Source organism: Pedobacter metabolipauper (assembly GCF_004362715.1).
GTDB lineage: Bacteria > Bacteroidota > Bacteroidia > Sphingobacteriales > Sphingobacteriaceae > Pedobacter > Pedobacter metabolipauper.
In genome coordinates, this window is the sequence record NZ_SNYC01000005.1 from 399,454 (window position 1) to 418,086 (window position 18,633).

Sequence of the window (18,633 nt, forward strand, 5' to 3'; positions counted from 1 at the left end):
AGTGATTTGTACATATGAATTTACTGTTACTTCAAGATATCAGTAATTTACACCAAACATTCGGTTAAGCCGGCACCTCTTTAGCCCCTTATTTACATCAAACAAACTACTTTTTGCCGTAGGTAATTTCTTTCCAGGAATCTGTACGGAACGGCGATGCAGGCAGGTCTGCGCCATTAACCAGGTTACATACCGGATTGTCTGCCCATGCATATCTTACCGCAACCGGGCCTGTTACTTCCGTGCTGCTTACGATCACCTGGTTTCCTTTGATTGTTGCTTTAGCAGTATAAAATTTCTGATCCGCACCTGCAATGGTAAAGCCTTTAAGTTCTGTTCCGTCTTTTGCTTTTAAGCCGCCTTCTGCAAATTTAAAGGTCAGTTTAATTGCGCTGCCTTCTGTTTGCTGTGTTTGGAACTGCGGACCTGAATACGCGGTTTTAATGCCATAATCTTTTGCCAATGCGATCAGTGCCAACCTACGGCCAACTTCCTGTTTATTTTTTGGATGGATATCTACCGCATCGCCAATATCTATTGCTACTGCCATCCCTGTATTTGGGAGAGACAAGGTTTTAAGCTGTGCATCTCTCAACTCTGCCCAGGCTGAAGGTCCTGGGCGTTCAATCACTTTCATAAAATTAGCCAGCTGTACAAAATAGAATGGGAAATCTGGCTGCTTCCAGCTGCTTCTCCAGTCCCTGATCATATTCGGGAACAGTTCCTTGTATTGACTGGCCCGGTCTGCATTGCTTTCTCCCTGGTACCAGATGGCACCTCGTATGGCAAATTGAATGTATGGATTGATCATGGCATTGTACAATACAGTAGCCCTGTTGGGGCCTTCATTAGAAACCGGTGCTGCTGCAATATCCTTTAGATCTAATCCTTTATTATAGGTCCATTCTCCATCCAGCGAAATCCTTCCACCCGCTGCATTGGTAAGTGACAATATATTTTGATCTCCATAAATCCCCCCATCGCCAATACCATCAAATATGCGCACTGCCAGTACATTGGCACCTGCTTTTACTTTAGCAGCAGGAATGGTATAGATCCGGGTTGCGTTGTAACCCTTGGTTTCTCCTATCTTTTCTCCATTAAAATAGGTGACATCATCATCATCGATAGTCCCTAAGTTCAGTTTAATTTCTTTGCCTGCCCAGGAAGCTGGTATGTTGATGCTTTTACGAAACCACATTACCCCGTCAAACCCCGGGATTCCGGATTTTTCCCAAAGCACTGGTAAAGTCATTGTTTTCCAGGATGGGGATTCTGGAAGTGTGCTTGTCCACTGGGCTACCCCATTTACATAACCGGCATCATTTTTCAGTACCAGTTTCTGCCATTCTTCCATTTGCTGCTCTAAGCTTAGGCCTGTAGCACCTTGTCCGGCCTTTTCAATCTTATCGACTGCCGCTGCAAAATCAGGCATCTTTTTCAATGTTCCTGCGCTGGTCCATGCTTCAGCAATTGTTCCGCCCCATGAGGTATGGATCAATCCAATTGGAATGCCTGTTTTCTTATAAATTTCACGCGCAAAGAAGTAGGCTACAGAAGAAAATCCTCCGATGTACTGCGGGGTACATGGTACCCATCCTCCATTAGATACCTTAGCATTTGCTAATGGCACATTGCTCGTTACATGGTCGCCCTGCAGCAACCTGATCTTTGGATAGTTGGCTTCTTGTATTTCCTTCTCATAGTTATCGATCTTTCCCCAGCCTGCCAATGGCATTTCCATGTTGGATTGGCCAGAGCAAACCCAAACATCTCCAATCAATACGTTGGACAGTTTGGTCTCTTCTCCATCAGAAATAGTCACAGTATATGGACCGCCATAAGACGGGGTTGGCACCAGAATTTTCCAGTTACCATCCTGATCTGCGCGTGCGGAATACGCTTTGGAAGACCAGGTAGTTGTAATGTTAACTGACAGACCCGGCTTTGTTTTTCCCCATATTGCGGCATTGGTCTTTTGTTGAAAAACCATGTAATCACTAAAAACGGAAGGCAATGTTACCTTTGCTTGTGTGCTGGTTGTGCATGCAAGTAAAACGAGGATCAGACTGATTTTCTGAGAGAAATAACTTTTGGCATTCATACAATTTGGTTTATGAGCGTTAAACTTACTGTTTTTCGTAGACCTTTTCACCATTAAGATAGGTTTTAAGAATCTTTGTCTTTAAAATTTCCTGTGGCTTTACCATCATCAGGTCCTGATCGGCAATGACAAAATCGGCAAACTTACCGGCTTCGATACTTCCCTTTTCTTTTTCTTCAAAGTTCCCTTTGGCTGCCCAAATGGTCATTCCACGGAGAGTTTCTTCTTTACTTAATGCATTTTCTACCTGGAAACCAGATTCGGGATAACCTTTTGCATCCTTACGTACTACAGACGCGTAAAAAGTTAAGAGCGGATCTATACTTTCAACAGGGAAATCGGTTCCCAGTACCAGCCATCCATTTTGCTGTAAAAGCTTTTTATATGCATAGGCACCTTTTAACCGCTCTGCACCTAACCGGTCACCAGCCCAATACATATCTGAGGTAGCATGGGTAGACTGAACCGAGGGGATTACTGAGAAATCTTTAAACAAGCTGAAGTCCTTTTCAGAAATCACCTGTACATGCTCAATCCGCCAGCGCTTGTCATTTTTTCCTTTGAGTACCTTTGCATAAACATTCAGGATCTCCCGGTTGGCCGAATCGCCTATGGCATGAGTACACATTTGAAATCCTTTAGCATAGATCTTTTCTGCAACTTCTGCAAAATGCTTTTTATCGCTTAATAAGAAGCCATGATTATGCGGATTATCTGCATAAGGCATTAATAAACAAGCCCCTCTAGAACCCAGCGCACCATCTGCATATACTTTAAACGACCTTACATTTAAGCCTTCGGTTTTAATGGCCCCTTTTTTAAACAGGTAATCGTAATTATCAGGTTTATCTGAAAGCATGACATACATGCGCATTTTCAATTGCTTCGCCTTTTGGAGGCTGTCTATGAAGCCAACTGCCGGATAATCCAGTCCGCAATCTGTAACCGAGGTAAGGCCAACAGCAAAACAATTTTTCTGTGCATCCATCAAAGCCTTTGCTGCCAGTGCTGCTGTAATGCCCGGCATCTTCTCAGACACCAGGCGTACGGCATTATCGATCAATAAACCGGTTAACCTTCCTTTTTCAGTGACCACATCTCCGCCTACCAACTGTTGTCCGGGTTTTAAACCAGCTAATTTTATTGCCGCCTCGTTAACCACTGCAGCGTGCCCGTCTACACGGGTAAGAAAAACAGGACGATCCGGAAACAACCTGCTTAGTGCTGCGTTGTCAGGAAACCCTTTGGCATCCCAATCGTTCTGGTCCCATCCCCTTCCAATTAACCAGCCTTCCTTATTTTGCCCGGAAAATGCGTTCACCTTTTCCAGCACTTCCTGCCAGCTTTTTGTTCCGGTTAGATCCACCTGCTGCAGACCTGAGCCATAGCCAAAGAAGTGGGCGTGGCCATCAATAAAGCCGGGATAAATGGCTTTCCCCCCGGCATCAAGATTTTCTGCAGCATTATATTCATTTTTAATGGCATCTGTTGTGCCTGTTTCCAGGATTTTACCATCTTTTACAGCAAAGGCTTCTGCGATGGAGAATTCCTCATCTACAGTGTATACCCTGGCATTGTAAACAATGAGGTCTGCCTCTTTTTTTGATGCACACGATGCCAATAGTAAAAGGGCTATTACCGGAAAAAACAATTTCATAGCCTATACCGCATCTGATAATGAGGTAAACGTAAAGTCACGTATCTTCATTGGCGGGATCATTCCGCTTCCTGTTCTTACTGGTTTACCCAATGCCTCTACATTATTAAGCATAATTACCGGACTTTCATTGAACCTGAAATTCTTTACCGGGAACTTGATCTCTCCATTTTCGATATAGAACGTACCATCACGGGTTAGTCCGGTGAGCAATAATGTTTGCGGATCTACAGAGCGGATATACCAGAAACGGGTAACTAAAATCCCTTTTTCTGTGCTTTTGATCAGTTCTTCCAGAGACTGTGTTCCTCCTTCAAGAACCATGCTTCTGCCAAATGGCATTGGCTGTACACCTTTTTGTTCTGCCCAGTACCTCGAATAAGCCAGATTTTTAACTACGCCATTTTTAACCCATTCGGTACGTTTAACCGGTAAGCCATCTCCGTTCCACGTTGCTGAAGGGATTTCGGGATTCATTGGGTCTGAATAGATCGTTACATTTTCAGAGAACAGCTGTTCTCCCAAACGGGTGCCCCCGCCTTTTTTACTCATAAAGCTCCGGCCTTCATCCGCACTGCGGGCATCAAAGCCCCGGAACATGTTGCCCAGCATATCACTGGCCGCAAGCGGCTCCAGGATCACCGTATATTTTCCCGGCTCTATGGCTTTTGCACCGGCAGACCCATTCGCTTTTGCTGCTGCAATCTTGCTCAGTGCCAGGGTATCCATCTTATCCAGGTTATTGAAACTTTGTTCGATATACCCGGAACCTGTTCCCTCACGGTTTCTTACCGTTACGGAAAAGGATACATCGGTACTTTTATTGTATCCGAAGAAATTCTTTGAGTTCATTACGGCATTAAACCGGGTTGAATTTTCAAGAAAGCCTGCTGCTTCCAGATTGGCTGCCTTAGAGACCTGCAAACTTTTGCCTACCATTTCTGCGCGGGTGTCTGGCGTCATGGCTGCGGTATTTGCATTGAATGTTGGTGATTCCGGAAATGTCTGCGGACCCAACAGCGGCATAAACTCAGGGTTCTCTGGTGCCAGCATGGCCAGATCCTCTGATCTTTTTACAACTTTCTGCAAAGAGGCATCATCAAATTCATTGATACTGGCAGTGCCTGTCTTTTTTCCATAGGTTGAGCTTACGGCCAGGTTCATTACGCTGATCTGGCCTGCTGTTGACACTGCATTGCGTGCATAGCGAATGTTACCGCCATCTGATCCGCTTAAGCTGATCTCGCAGGAGTCTGCTTTTGAAAAGCTAAGTACTTTCTTTAGTATTGCCTGGGCTTCTTCTTTACTTAAAATGGCCATAATTAAATCTTTCTAGCTGTATTAATAACATTAACTCCATTAAACCGGGTGGTTGAACTACCATGCGAAACTGCACTGCTTTGAGATGGCTGTCCTTTTCCATCATTAAAAGAACCCCCTAATCGGTAATCACTTTCATCACAAACGGCAGCACATGAATTCCAGAATTCCTGTGTGTTGGACTGGTAGGCCACATCATTGAGCATGCCTACAATTTTACCATCTTTAACTTCATAAAATGTCTGGCCTCCAAACTGAAAATTATAACGCTGCTGATCAATGGAGAAACTTCCATTTCCAATGATGTAAATGCCTTTTTCAACATTTTTGATCATATCATCTACGCTCAGCTTTTCTTTTCCTGACTGTAACGATATATTTGGCATCCGCTGGAACTGTACATCATCCCATCCCTGAGAATAGCAGCAGCCCTGAGACTCATCCAGTCCGATGATGTGCGCCTGATCACGAATGGCCTGGTAATTAACCAATACACCGTCTTTAATGATATCCCATTTTTTACATTTCACGCCTTCATCATCATATCCTACTGCGCCCAGTGAACCCACCTGGGTTTTATCAGCGATCACATTTACTTTATCACTTCCAAATTTGAAGCTTTTACTTTTCCATTTATCCAGTGTAAGGAAGCTTGTTCCTGCATAGTTTGCTTCGTAACCCAATACACGGTCCAGCTCAGTTGGGTGACCAACCGACTCATGGATGGTTAACCAAAGGTGTGACGGGTCTAATATAAGGTCATATTTACCCGGTTCAACAGACTTCGCTTTTACTTTTTCGCTGGCATTGAGTGCGGCAGACTTTGCATCTTCCAGCATATCATATCTGCCTTTATAACGGGTAACTACACCAGCAACCTTATCTTCTGGTCTGGCATTCATATATTCATAGCCTAAGCCCATTGGCGAGCTGAGCGATGAACGGGTTTGAAATTTACCAGACTCCCGGTCTATCCGGGTTACATTAAATGAAGGATAAATGCGGTGAACGTCCTGATCGATATAAGAGCCATCTGTTGATGCAAAATATTTCTGTTCATTTACTGCAAAGATCACTGAATTGACAAAGCTGGCACCATTTTGCATCGCTATGTCGTTTACATTTAGCAGAAGATCTACTTTTTCCTTAACGGGAACCTCAAAGGCATTAATTTCAATTGGGGTTTTCCAGCTTACTTCACCGTAGCCCTTTTGAGCGGCCAGCTGAACCGGATCTCCCTGGATCTTTGAATTTGCCTTTGCTACAGCAACAGCTTGCTCAGCTGCTTTAGCTATGGCATCTTTACTGACTATGTTTGTTGCGGCGAATCCCCAGCATCCATTAGCTATTACCCGGATGCCTACACCATAGGATTCTGTGTTCGCAATTCCCTGTACCCGTTTTTCGCGTGTGGACACAAACTGGTTCAGATAGCGGCCAATGCGGATATCTGCATAGCTTGCTCCTTTAGACTTTGCAGCGTTTAAAGCCACGTCTGCCAATTCTTTCTTAATTTTTGTATCTACGGTCTCCAGTGCCTGTAAAGGATCTATTGGATTTCCGAAAGCAGACAGGTCCGGGAGCATCAATGCCCCTGCTCCTATTCCGGATAAATAGAGAAAATCTTTTCTTTTCAAAACGGTTCAATTTAGGTCAGTTAATAATGATCCAATTTAACCAATTCTTAATTGGAAGAGGCATCTGTTCTATAACATTTTAGTTTCAATTAGAATTTAGCACTCAGGATTCTGGATTCGTACCATAAAAATCCGGCGCTACAAAGAAATAACAGTAAAAACCACCATAGAGAGACCGATTTTGAGACTGTATTTTCGAAATCAGCAGATCCCGCCTTTACTGTCCTGGTATTAGAAACAAATTCTGTGGTAATCTTTCTGTTTTGATGGTTGATGGCCGCATTCCAGTTGCCCGGATGATATACATAAAAGTAATCTGGCTTATTATTGATCGTTATGATATTCCATCCTTGTTTTTGCGGCCAGCTTATTGCATCCCATTTAAATGGAAGCTCTATATTTTGTGCAGGGCTAAGCCTATGGTCATTAATCTCGATCAGGGGTACTTTATCTTTTTGATCCTGATCCACAATAAACCGTGTCTTTTGACCAGGAACGGGAAATGCAGGGATCATTAGCCAGCTTTCAGTTTTGCTTAGCTTTTTCAAAGCTTTGCTAAATAAGGCCGACCAAAAACGGTTGTAATCCTGCTCTTTGCCTGCAAGAAGCCAATTGTAGGTAGCCGGAACGGAAGATAGCAGCACCTTGCCTGATCCATAAAGATGACTGTTAACCAATCCTTTTCCGGATAGATCTGTTACCAGCATCTGATCATTGGGCCTGGGTTTTAAAAAGGATCTTTGCTCAATGGGCAAAACGCCAAAAGCAGGTTGTTGTCCCGGAAAATGCATATTTAGCTGTTTTGACTTTTCATCGGGCAGACGGTATACTGAAAACCCGTTTACCAATGCTGTTTTTGTTTTTAGTCCGGGATCGCCCAGGCGGATCAGTATTCCCATACCACTTTCCGCAGCCCTGCTTATGGCGTTATATTCGCTGGCACTTAATGCATTTAATTCTTCTTCATCGACTACCAAAAGATCCGTTTTCTTCAATACAGCGGGGTTTATACGTTCCATATTGGATTTACTGGTATTCAAAAAATCTGTGCTAAACTTATCCTTGCTGATCCTGCTCCGCATCGTTACGGCAAACTTATTTTCAAACAGCCAGTTTTTCAGGAACTTATATTCAAAATCAGGATAGGATGACAGGATCAATACGCTGGATGGCAGTACTTCTGAGGTCTGGATGGGTACAAATTCTCTGGCAACGGTATCACTGCCACGCATAGCGATCAGTTCATATACCGCCCTTCCGGATTGTTTAGGCTGATCATGAAGCGTAAAGCGGCTGTATTCTTTTGGGTTTATACGAACCGAATCCAGGTTGGCCCCAAAACCGCGAAGCAGCAGTTTTACAGGTTCTGTACTATCATTGTGGTATGTTCCTTCCAGCTGCAGCTTTTCTGTAGATGCTAATTTCCAATTCCAGCTGCACGAGACAACACCTACCGGATCCGGAGCGGGATGAAAGGACATCTGGTAATTATCCAGTCCCTTTAGCTGGTCTTTTGATAAGCCATAACCGTACACCTTAAGGGCATTGATGCGTGGGTTACTCTTTAAAAAGTAAGGCAGGTCTGCAATAAATTTAACCTTTTCTGAGCGTGCAGTATTGGCTATTTCCTGCTCTGTGGTATAGCTGTTTCCTTTAATTCCGGTTATGGAATCTTTAGCTGTCCCCCGGGTTAACAGGTTAATTTCATGTATACTCTTCTGATCTGCCTGGTACTGAACCGGGAACAGCATATAGTATAAGCTAAGAATGGCAACGATGCTTGCCAGGATCCTGGCTGTTAAAAATGCTTTATTTGGCCTTTTTAGTTCACTAATGATCATGAAGACCCCTAAAATGATGCAGGCGGCTATTGCCATGTATTTCATTTCCATGGTTAGCGTTCTGATTTTTTAAGGTTGTTGAAATAACTTTGATATAATTCTGATGCCGGCGCAGCAGACTGCGGCTTTGGCTGATCACTTTCCCTGATCATTAGCTTTTGTATGGATCTTTGAACGAGGGTAATCTCCGGAACATCAGGCTGCTTAGCAGCTGTAACCTTTCTCAATCCTTTGAGTGCAGTAAGAAAAGATGCCGGATTACCCGCTGCTGCTGCTGCCATATATTTTTCGGCATCTTTGAGCAGCAGCTGATCTGCTGCACTAAATTTATTTCCCGCTTTCCGTATTTCCAACACAGAAAGTGCCTTTTTTAAATAGTATTCCCTGTTTTGCTTTTGTTCTACAGTACTCGTTTGCGTTGGATTGTTAATTTTATCCAGCTCTCCTGACAGCCGTTTCTCTGGTTTTAACTGGGCGGTTTTAACGGTAGTTTTTGCAACATAGGCCCGTGATTTCTGCTGAAGATCTTTGAGCAGCCGAAGTGCTTTATATTCAAAAGGAAGCGCATCTTCTGGTTTATAAGTTCTAAGCCTTAACTCTGAACTCCACATCTCTGTGAGTACAGCTTTTAGCTGTGCCTTTAATTCAGGTTCAAAGAATGTGGCGTCTTCTGCAATATCGTGTTTATGGGCATATCGGTCCATGATTTCCTGCACATTAGCAATCTGTTCTGTCTTTTCTTCTTTATGGTCGTGTCCTTCTTCTTTATGTCCTGCTTCTTCATCCTTATGCCCCTTACCGGCTTCCTCATGATCATGGTCTGCTCCGATCTCCGTCTCTGACTCTTCTCCCAGAAACTTACCATACCTCAGCCTCAATAGTTTCTGGTCTACGCCAATGTCATTACTCTTGTCTTTAAACGACTGTACAGCCATAGACGTTTTTTCCTTTAACAGTTTTTCTGTATCAATGATGATCTGACGCTGGCTCCTAAAATATTCAGGAACCAGGTTAATGCCTGTACTCATGCCCGCCATACTCATCAATTCTGTTGTATCTACAATCGATACGAAATAAATGTCTGATCTGCTCGTTTGACCATGGTTATCCTGAGCGTTTATATAGAAATAAAGCTCATCACCAGGCTTCATTCCGAGCAACTTCAGGTCAATGACTTTTGATAATTTAGACTGCCTGCTATTATTGAAACCTATATTAAAAGATATTTTCTTTTCGGTAAAGCTTACCCCCTCACCTTTACCGCTTGCCATTGTTGCTGCGATAAATGCATCTTTAATTCCATAGTCGTCTGTTAAAGACAACTGAAGGTTTACACGCTGTGGCATCCCATAGTCTATGGTACTATACTGTTTGGGACTGGTAATTTTTATATTCACCGGTAAGTCTGGTATTACTTCAATTTGATACAGATCTGACCTTATCCCATCGAGCTCAACCTGGTAAAAGCCAGATTCCTTAATTAGCCTGGCAGACTTCCATTTTGTATGCGCCTCATTCTGGGACTTCAATGGCACAATCTCCCGGTCATTAAAAATGAGATTGATCTTTTTTATCGTAGTATTGGTACTCAAATTCCATATAACACTGGAGCCGGCTTCTGCTTTAACTGAAAACTGGCTTTGCGTTCTGCTTTGAACACGTGTATAGGCTGGCGGGTCTATATAAATAGCAATCCTTGAAATTTGCGGAAGAATCCGTTCATGCACAACAGGCTGACCAGCTGCTACTGAAGGGTACATTTTATTGTCATTGTTCTTTTTATGCAGGTTTCCAATAACCAGACTGAGAACAATAGCCAACAGCAATGCAGCTAGAGCAGTTCCCAGTTTTTTAAACGGTGTTACAGGAATCTTAATTTCAGCCAGCAATTCGTTTACCTTATTTCTCTGCATGCGCTCCAGACCGGACAACTCATCTTCTGGTTTTAACAGTAAGCCTGAACTCTCTTGCAGGTCCGTAAAATTGGCATTCAGATACCTGGAGATATCTTCATTATTGATTCTCCAAAAAGGGTATGTAAAAGAGCATATAGTAAATACGACCAGAAATATCGGAACCACCGTCCAGAAAGAACCTAATGTTAGGTAAGTTAATAAAGAAACAAGGATCAGCGCTATTGCGAGGCTAAATGTTAAAACCCTGAAAAAGTAAAGCGTTACCCACTTTTTCCTAAAATCTGTGATCCACTGCTGCCCCTCTGACCTAATCATAACTGATCTTAGTTTTCTTTTTTAACGACACTATTCTTTCTATTGCAAAGATCACAAAAGCTGCAACCCAGAAAAGGCAACTAACCGGCTCTTTTCTATTGTGCTTTACTGTATGAGGTACCTCTTTTAATTTGGTCATTTCGGGTTGTTCATTGCTTAAGACCCGTTGATCTGAAGGATGTGTTTCAAATGCAAAGCCGGCACTATTGCTTTCACCGTTCTCGACATCCTCAACGCTCACAACGTTCTTGATGTCCTGTATGTGATCAACGTTCTCAACGCGCTCATTACCAATTACGAGCGGCATAAGTGCATCAACAAATTGGCTGTTCCAAACCAATTCTGTCCACTGCGGGTTAAACCTGCTGTAAAAATGATAGTGAAGGACATTATCTTTTCGCTCTAAAGACAGCAACGGATCGCCGTAGCCATCCAGCCAGATATCCGTTCCGCTATAACGATCTTTAAAGATTCTCTTTGTTAACGATACATCATCGCGGTTACCAGCTTGCTGAATGTTTAATTTAATAGTGGAATTTAAGCCAATGATCTTTCCCTTTTCATAGGTAAACAATTTTCCTGTTTTTTTCAATGCAGACTGCAAACCCGGATTAACCGGTTGGTCTGAAAGCCAAAAGACCAGATCAGTATTTATAGGAACAGCTGAGCCAGCACGCCAGTCTTTCACCGTTATATTTCTCCGGGTAAAGCTGGCCATTGCCGCCAGTGCTGCTTTAACATATTTGGCATCTGCAGAATTTCCTCCGTCAAAGATCATTACCTTGATGCTGCCCGATGTATCTGTGTTTGAAGCTGCCGGCTGATAACTGGTGAATGAAGGAGTGGATTGCGCATTAAAGATTTTACCCGCATGTTTTGTAGTCCATTTGCTAACTGTATCCGTAGATGCTGGTATATTTTTCCATATTAAGTGATAGGTTATAGCGGGTAGATCTGTGTTTAAGTTTGCCAGGCGCCGGTCTGCATAAAGATACACACGCATACCTGCAGGCAATTCGGTATTCAATTGCTTTAGCAATGAGGAATAACCCAGCCTGGTTTTTATGGTATCGGCATTGAGCACAGTCAAGGTATCATTAAGGTTCATTTTACCAAACCCAGATTCAAATTCGTGCAGTTCATATCCCGCTTTCAGCAAAGAATCTATGGTTGTTTTGCTGTGTTTATAAACTTGCGGCAGCTGTGGCCGCTCTATAAGCACCCATCCTTTTTTATCACTTTTTTCATCTGCTTTCAGGTATGGGCCTGCAAGCATGAAAGCCAAAAGAATAAGCAGCATACACCGCAGCATAAGCAAAAACCAATCGGTTACCCGGATACTTCTTGAACTTAATGAGGTAGCTGCTCCCAGCAGGGCGATACTGCCAATTTTGAGTGTCTTTCCTTGCTTAACATTCCACAAATGGATAATTACTGGCACAATAAGGGCCAGCAGTGCGAGTAAACCGATGGGATATAGTAACTGCACAGGCTAAACGTTTAATTTGTTTCTCTGGTTCAAAAAATCCCTGAGCGCAGCATCCAATGGCTGATCGGTACGGATCATCCGGTAAAAGATGCGCCTGTCCAGCAGCTTGATCCGCGTGGCTTCAAGATACTCCTGAAGCCTTGCCTTATAAACTGCCCTGGCTTTATCCTGATCAATCTGAACAGAACGTCCGGTCTCCAGATCTTCAAATGTCGAATATCCTTTAAAGTTCAGTTCCAGCTCATTTGGCGACATCAGGTGAAATACAACCACTTCATGCTTCAATGTATTTAACGTATCCAGAAATGAAAATATTTCTTCGTTCGTTTCATACATATCGGTGATAAAGACCAGTAATTCACGTTTTTGTGCGCCGGCATAAAGTTCTTTGTAGTGGATGGGTGTGATGAATGTTTTGTCAGGTTTTATTTGTTCCAGCTGATAAAATAGCCTGGCCAGATGCTGATAATCCTGCTTTGCAGCCATAGAAAAGATGCCTGCTTCATTAATCACATATAGCCCTATGGCATCACCCTGCAAATTACCCAGGTATGCCAGCGAGGCTGCAAGGTAACGTGCATAATCTATTTTGGTAAAATCTCCATCTTTGTGGTTCATAGAAGCACTTGCATCTACCAAAAAGCGGATGGAGATATTGGTTTCTATTTCTGATTCCCGGATGTAATAGCGGTCTGAACGGGCAAACATTTTCCAGTCCAGCGAACGAAGATCATCACCGGGCTGATAGCTTCTGTACTGACTAAATTCCAGACCTTGCCCCTTTATCGTACTTTTATTGATACCGCTCATAAACCCATCAATGGTTGTTTTTGCAGCCAGAGACAGCTCTTTAATTGCCATCAGTACTTTGGGATCAAGCAGTTTACTCATTAGATGTTAACTTTTGGTCTGGATATCGCTTTGACCAGCTCTGCAGTAACATGATCGGCATTTACATTTTCAGCGTCTGCTTTAAAGTTCATTAAAACGCGGTGTCTCAATACCGGGTAGGCCATAGTTTGCAGATCTTCCATAATTACCGCATACCGGCCATGGATCAGCGCTCTTGCCTTTGCAGTAAGGATTAAGGCCTGACCAGCTCTCGGGCCTGCTCCCCACCTCACCCATTCCTTAACATAACCAACTACTGTGGTATCCGGCCGTGTTGCACGGATCAGATCACTCACATAAGCAATGAGGTCTTCACTAATACTTACTTCGCGGGTTAAAGATTGGAGCACTTTAATATCTTCTGCCCCGATAACTGGGTTTACCACATTCCTTTTAGAGCCGGTGGTACTGCTTAGTATCGCTACTTCTTCTGCTGCCGTTGGATAGCCTATTTTAATATATAGCAGAAAACGATCTAGCTGGGCTTCGGGAAGCGGATAGGTACCGGCCTGTTCAATTGGGTTTTGGGTAGCCAGGATAAAGAACGGACGGTCTAACGGATAGGTTTGTCCGCCGTAAGTAACCTCAAATTCCTGCATGGCCTCCAGCAATGCAGATTGTGTTTTTGGGGGCGTCCGGTTAATCTCATCTGCCAGTACAATATTGGCAAACAAAGGGCCCTTATTAAATTTAAAGAATCTTTTCCCAGTAGTATGGTCCTCTTCGAGGATCTCTGTCCCTACAATATCTGTAGGCATCAGATCTGGTGTGAACTGGATACGCCGGAATGAAAGATCAAGTGCCTGCGACATGGTACGTACCATTAATGTTTTTGCAAGGCCCGGCACTCCTTCTAAAAGACAGTGGCCGCCGGCCAGAAGTGCCACCAGCATCTCTTCAATGATGATATCCTGTCCAACAATTACTTTTTGAATCTCCTTTTTCAACAGGGAAACCTTATGAATTAATTCTTTTATGTTACTTTCTGAAATTTCCAAGGCAATGATTTTTAAGAATTAAGAATTTACATCTCAATATAAGGCATATCAGTTAAAAACAGCCGTTGGATTTACAGAATATCAAAAAAATTACAAGGGATATCCTATAAAAAATAGCTTGTAATGAAAAATGGAGTTATTTTAGAAAGATGGAACAAGCTAAGTTCACTTTTGCAAGGATAAAATACAATTCGGGGGACTGGGATACGGATCAGCGGATGCCTTCTAATATTTTAAATTCCCTGCTGGAGTATACTACTATACCTCTAAATCCTGAAGAAAAGATTGTAGAACTCAGCAGTAATGAACTGTTTAACTATCCTTTTTGCTATTTAAGCGGCCATAAGCTGGTTCAATTTAATAAACTGGAAGCCTCCAATTTTAAGAAATATGTACAAAATGGCGGGTTTGTATTTGTGGACGACTGCAATCATGATGTTGACGGGTTATTTGCGAAATCCTTTGAAAAACAAATGACTGATTTATTTGGTCCGCAGACCTTAAAGAAGATCCCCAATAACCACCCGATCTATCATTCCTTTTTTAGCTTTGAGAAAGGCCCTCCAACTACTTCTTTCGAACTCAACGGCTGGGGCGACGACCTTGTTCATGATTATCTGAAAGCCGTTACCATCAACAACCGCATTGGTGTGCTGTACAGCAATAAAGATTACGGCTGTGAATGGGATTATGACTTTAGGAACAAACGCTTCCTGGCAGAAGACAATACGAAGTTTGGCGTTAATATTGTTTTGTACGCCATGGGAGTTAACAGTTAGCTATTTCTATCATTAAAAGATCACGCCACTATTGATAAACAATAATGGCGTGATCCAGCAATTATAATAACAACGCAATCATGATCAACTGCATTGCAAATTAGATCAATAAGTTAAACCGCGTCTGATAAAGAGGTGAATGTAAAATCACGGATCTTTAATGGCGGCAAAAGATAATTCTGGTTTGACTCTGCACTAACTGTCCGTTCTGCTTTACCCAGTTCCTCTAAATTATTCAGCATGATTACGGGACTTTCATTGAAACGGAAGTTTTTAACCGGGAATTTGATCTCCCCGTTTTCGATATAAAATGTACCGTCACGGGTTAGGCCGGTTAACAGCAGTGTTTGCGGATCAACAGTCCTGATATACCATAACCGGGTTACCAGGATTCCTTTTTCAGTTCCTTTGATCATTTCTGCAAGGGTTTTGGTACCCCCCTCCATAATTGCACCCCCTGGTGTTGGAATATCCTTTATACCAGTCTTGGCAGCCCAGTACCTGGAAGTATATAGATTTTTAACCACTCCTTTTTCTATCCAGTTTATTTTTTGCTGCGGACGGCCATCGCCAGACCAGGTATTTCCGGGCAGTTCTGTATTCCATGGGTCTGAATGAATATTAACGCGCGGATCCAGCAGCTGTTCTCCTACCCTGGTCTTACCGCCAGGTTTACTCAAAAAGCTCCGGCCTTCATCAGCCTGACGTGCATCCATATCGTAGAATATATTTTCAAGCATCACGGCTACCGCTGTAGGTTCCAGGATCACGGTATATTTACCGGGTTCAATGGCCCTGGCAGTTACCGATGCCAGTGCTTTTTGGGCAGCTACCTCTGTATCCTTTTTTACATCTAACTTACTAAAATCATTATAGCCGCGCGTTGCATAACCAGAACCTTTACCGTCTGAAGTACGCATGGTAATGTTAAATGCCAGATCGGTCGACAGGCTATAGGCAAACAGTCCTTTGCTGTTCATCATTGCGCTGTAACCGGTACTGTTTTCCAAAAACCCTGCTGCATTTAAATTATTCTCTTTAGATACGGCCAAACTTTTTGCCACTGCATCTGCCCGTTCTTTTGGGCCAACATTTGCCGTAATTGGAGAAAACGTCGGCGCATCAGGCCCGTAAGTTTGCGGCCCGAGTAAGCTCATATACTCTGGGTTTTCCGGAGCCAGCTGCGCCAGCTCTTCAGATCTCCTGACCACCTTTTCTATAGATGCATCATCATATTCATTAATAGTGGCCACACCAGATTTCTTGCCATATGCCGAAGTAACCACCAATTGGGTTGAACTTACGGCTCCGCTGGTGTTTACAGAATTACGGGCATACCTGATATTACCACCATCTGAACCACTTATATTTATTTCACATTCATTTGCTTTTGAGTAGCTCAGGACTTTAATTAAAAGTGCTTTAGCTTGTTCTTTTGTTAGTATTGGCATGATCGTATCAGATTTTTCTTCCTGTATTAATAACATTAACTCCATTAAAACGTGCTGTTGCAGAACCGTGAGAAACTGCACTGGACTGTGAAGGCTGACCTTTTCCATCAAAGAAAGATCCGCCCAGCCTGTAATCACGCTGATCACAAACTGCAGAGCAGGAGTTCCAGAACTCCTGGGTATTGGATTGATAGGCCACATCTTTGAGCATACCTACAATTACCCCTCCTTTGATCTCGTAATAAAGCTGGCCGCCGAACTGGAAATTGTACCGCTGCTGGTCAATTGAAAATGAGCCATCGCCTACAATATAAATTCCCTTTTCTACATTTTTTATCTGATCTGCTATACTAAGCGGCTTTTTCCCCGGCTGAAGTGAAATGTTAGCCATGCGCTGAAACTGTACACTACTCCAGTTGTCTGCATAACAGCAGCCCTGTGAATGATCTAACCCGATGATATGCGCCTGATCCCTAATGGCCTGATAGTTTACCAGAACCCCTTCTTTTATAATATCCCACTTACCACATTTTACACCTTCATCATCATAGCCTACTGCTCCTAAGGAACCTGTTTCTGTTTTGTCTGCTGTAATGTTCACTTCTTTACTTCCGTAGTTAAATTTCTTCGATTCCCATTTATCCAGGGTAAGGAAGCTTGTTCCTGCAAAATTGGCTTCATATCCAAGCACACGATCAAGCTCAGTAGGGTGGCCGCAGGATTCATGAATGGTTAACCATAAGTGTGAGGGATCGAGTACCAGATCATATTTTCCGGGCTCTACAGATTTTGCTTTTAGCTTATCGCCAACCTGGACCGCCGCCTGTCTGGCATCTTCCAGCATATCGTATCTTCCTTTATACAATGTACCCTGTGCGGTCTTAATCTTATGCTCAGGTTTTGCATCCAGGTATTCATATCCCATTCCGGTTGGGGCACTCAATGCATTCCGGGTTTCAAACTTTCCGGTTTCCTTATTAATTTTTGTGATGAAGAACGTTGGCCAGATCCGGTGAATGTCCTGATCTATATAAGAATTGTCTGTAGACGCAAAATACTTTTGTTCATTGACCATAAACAAAATGGAGTTGATGTAATCTGCGCCGCCCTTCATAGCTGCATCATTTACAGAAAGTAAAAGGTCTACCTTTTCTTTTATTGGAATTTCAAATGAATTCTTTTCAATTGGGGCTTTCCAGGTTACTTCTCCGTAACCACTCTGCGGGGCGAGTTTTACAGGCTCGGTTAGCAGCCTTGAATTCTCTTTGGCAATAGTTACCGCAAGTTCTGCAGCTTTTGCTATTCCGTCTTTGTCCATTTTATCTGTGGCTGCAAAGCCCCAGCTTCCATTTGCAATTACGCGGATACCTATTCCATAGGATTCTGTATTCACGAGGTTTTCTACCTTGTCTTCACGGGTAACGACGTATTGGTTTAAGTAACGTCCTATGCGTACATCGGTATAGGTAGCTCCTTTACTGCGTGCAGCATTCAAGGCAACATCTGCCATGATCTTTTTTGCTGCGGGATCAACGTATTCAAGTGATTTTTCGAGAGGAATCTCATTCCCCCATACCGGAATTGCAGGAAGCATAGCCGTAGCAGCCCCTATTCCGGACAAATAGATAAAATTTCTGCGTTTCAAGTTAAAGTAGTTTAGTTGTTAGGTTTATAAATATAACAATAAACTAATAAACTAAAAAACAGTTGATTAAGAATTAATTTCAGGCTTACATTTTTCGGAAGGACTGTACGGCAGCTCTTAATCTGCAGCTGATTGTGTCCGGATCTGTATCCAGAATAAAAGCTACCTCTGCAATGGTGTATCCTTTCAGGACAATGAGTTCAAGAATGTCTGTTTCTGCGAGATCTTTTAAGCCAATAGTAACTTCAGCCTGTCCGTTTACCCGGTGCGGCGCAGCCGTTTGCTTCGCTATTTTAACCATCCAGGTGAATAGTCTCTCTTTAGATTCATTGTATTGATCAATAGAAGCCCAAATCATAACTAATGTTTCTTCTAAAACACGTTCTGCAATGGGGCCTGTCTTAACTGTCCTTAAAATTACGCCCATTAACAAAGGTGCATATGCCTCATAAAATACAGCAAAACTGGCATAATTACCTGCTCTTAATAAGGTTAGAACTTCTTGTTCATTTACTTTGGCAGGAATACTTTTTACATCTTTTATCATAGAAGCAAGCGTTTAGGAACTAAAATTAAATTAATTATTCCCA

General features: G+C 42.8%; 13 protein-coding genes. 1 reads left to right on the forward strand and 12 read right to left on the reverse strand.

Features of this window, described 5'->3' with window-relative positions; translation table 11 throughout:
* Positions 1-106 precede the first annotated feature (106 nt).
* The 9 genes from ATK78_RS14095 to ATK78_RS14135 all read right to left on the reverse strand — a co-directional run bounded on the left by ATK78_RS14095 (position 107) and on the right by ATK78_RS14135 (position 14,168).
* Positions 107-2,104 (reverse strand): sialate O-acetylesterase, encoded by a 1,998-nt coding sequence (locus ATK78_RS14095; protein WP_133576759.1) that lies wholly within the window; start codon positions 2,102-2,104, stop codon positions 107-109.
* A gap of 25 nt (positions 2,105-2,129) precedes the next feature.
* A complete protein-coding gene (locus ATK78_RS14100) occupies positions 2,130-3,761 on the reverse strand; it encodes an amidohydrolase (protein WP_133576760.1) in 1,632 nt (543 codons plus the stop codon).
* Positions 3,762-3,764: 3 nt separating this feature from the next.
* Positions 3,765-5,081: a TldD/PmbA family protein gene (locus ATK78_RS14105; RefSeq protein WP_133576761.1), complete on the reverse strand. Its 1,317-nt coding sequence runs from the start codon at positions 5,079-5,081 to the stop codon at positions 3,765-3,767.
* Between the two features lie 2 nt (positions 5,082-5,083).
* Entirely contained in the window at positions 5,084-6,718 is a 1,635-nt protein-coding gene (locus tag ATK78_RS14110; RefSeq protein ID WP_133576762.1) for a TldD/PmbA family protein, read from the reverse strand.
* A gap of 89 nt (positions 6,719-6,807) precedes the next feature.
* Positions 6,808-8,610 carry a hypothetical protein gene (locus ATK78_RS14115; protein WP_133576763.1) on the reverse strand — a complete coding sequence of 601 codons (1,803 nt, stop codon included), beginning with the start codon at positions 8,608-8,610 and terminating at the stop codon, positions 6,808-6,810.
* 2 nt (positions 8,611-8,612) lie between these two features.
* Positions 8,613-10,790, reverse strand: coding sequence for a hypothetical protein (locus ATK78_RS14120; RefSeq protein WP_133576764.1), 2,178 nt, complete (start codon positions 10,788-10,790; stop codon positions 8,613-8,615).
* Positions 10,783-12,279: a BatA domain-containing protein gene (locus ATK78_RS14125; RefSeq protein ID WP_133576765.1), complete on the reverse strand. Its 1,497-nt coding sequence runs from the start codon at positions 12,277-12,279 to the stop codon at positions 10,783-10,785. Before ATK78_RS14125 ends, ATK78_RS14120 begins: the two co-directional genes overlap by 8 nt.
* 3 nt (positions 12,280-12,282) lie before the next feature.
* Complete coding sequence (locus ATK78_RS14130) at positions 12,283-13,170, reverse strand: DUF58 domain-containing protein (protein WP_243732532.1); 888 nt, start codon at positions 13,168-13,170, stop codon at positions 12,283-12,285.
* A complete protein-coding gene (locus ATK78_RS14135; protein ID WP_133576766.1) occupies positions 13,170-14,168 on the reverse strand; it encodes an AAA family ATPase in 999 nt (332 codons plus the stop codon). Before ATK78_RS14135 ends, ATK78_RS14130 begins: the two co-directional genes overlap by 1 nt.
* A 149-nt stretch (positions 14,169-14,317) precedes the next feature.
* On the opposite strand from ATK78_RS14135, the gene ATK78_RS14140 reads away from it, so the two are divergent.
* Complete coding sequence (locus ATK78_RS14140) at positions 14,318-14,947, forward strand: DUF4159 domain-containing protein (protein ID WP_133576767.1); 630 nt, start codon at positions 14,318-14,320, stop codon at positions 14,945-14,947.
* 113 nt (positions 14,948-15,060) lie between these two features.
* Here the strand turns inward: ATK78_RS14140 and ATK78_RS14145 are convergent, their stop codons facing one another.
* From ATK78_RS14145 to ATK78_RS14155, 3 genes are all read right to left on the reverse strand, one after another.
* Entirely contained in the window at positions 15,061-16,434 is a 1,374-nt protein-coding gene (locus ATK78_RS14145; RefSeq protein ID WP_243732533.1) for a TldD/PmbA family protein, read from the reverse strand.
* A complete protein-coding gene (locus ATK78_RS14150) occupies positions 16,406-18,043 on the reverse strand; it encodes a TldD/PmbA family protein (RefSeq protein ID WP_133576768.1) in 1,638 nt (545 codons plus the stop codon). Before ATK78_RS14150 ends, ATK78_RS14145 begins: the two co-directional genes overlap by 29 nt.
* Positions 18,044-18,128: 85 nt before the next feature.
* A complete protein-coding gene (locus ATK78_RS14155) occupies positions 18,129-18,590 on the reverse strand; it encodes a sigma factor (RefSeq protein ID WP_133576769.1) in 462 nt (153 codons plus the stop codon).
* Positions 18,591-18,633 lie beyond the last annotated feature (43 nt).

Coding starts and splice junctions, on each gene's coding strand:
- ATK78_RS14105 (WP_133576761.1), bottom strand. CDS start 5,081: ATGGCCATTTTAAGTAAAGAAGAAGCCCAGGCAATACTAAAGAAAGTA.
- ATK78_RS14100 (WP_133576760.1), bottom strand. CDS start 3,761: ATGAAATTGTTTTTTCCGGTAATAGCCCTTTTACTATTGGCATCGTGT.
- ATK78_RS14115 (WP_133576763.1), bottom strand. CDS start 8,610: ATGGAAATGAAATACATGGCAATAGCCGCCTGCATCATTTTAGGGGTC.
- ATK78_RS14130 (WP_243732532.1), bottom strand. CDS start 13,170: ATGAGTAAACTGCTTGATCCCAAAGTACTGATGGCAATTAAAGAGCTG.
- ATK78_RS14095 (WP_133576759.1), bottom strand. CDS start 2,104: ATGAATGCCAAAAGTTATTTCTCTCAGAAAATCAGTCTGATCCTCGTT.
- ATK78_RS14145 (WP_243732533.1), bottom strand. CDS start 16,434: ATGTTATTAATACAGGAAGAAAAATCTGATACGATCATGCCAATACTA.
- ATK78_RS14155 (WP_133576769.1), bottom strand. CDS start 18,590: ATGATAAAAGATGTAAAAAGTATTCCTGCCAAAGTAAATGAACAAGAA.
- ATK78_RS14120 (WP_133576764.1), bottom strand. CDS start 10,790: ATGATTAGGTCAGAGGGGCAGCAGTGGATCACAGATTTTAGGAAAAAG.
- ATK78_RS14140 (WP_133576767.1), top strand. CDS start 14,318: ATGGAACAAGCTAAGTTCACTTTTGCAAGGATAAAATACAATTCGGGG.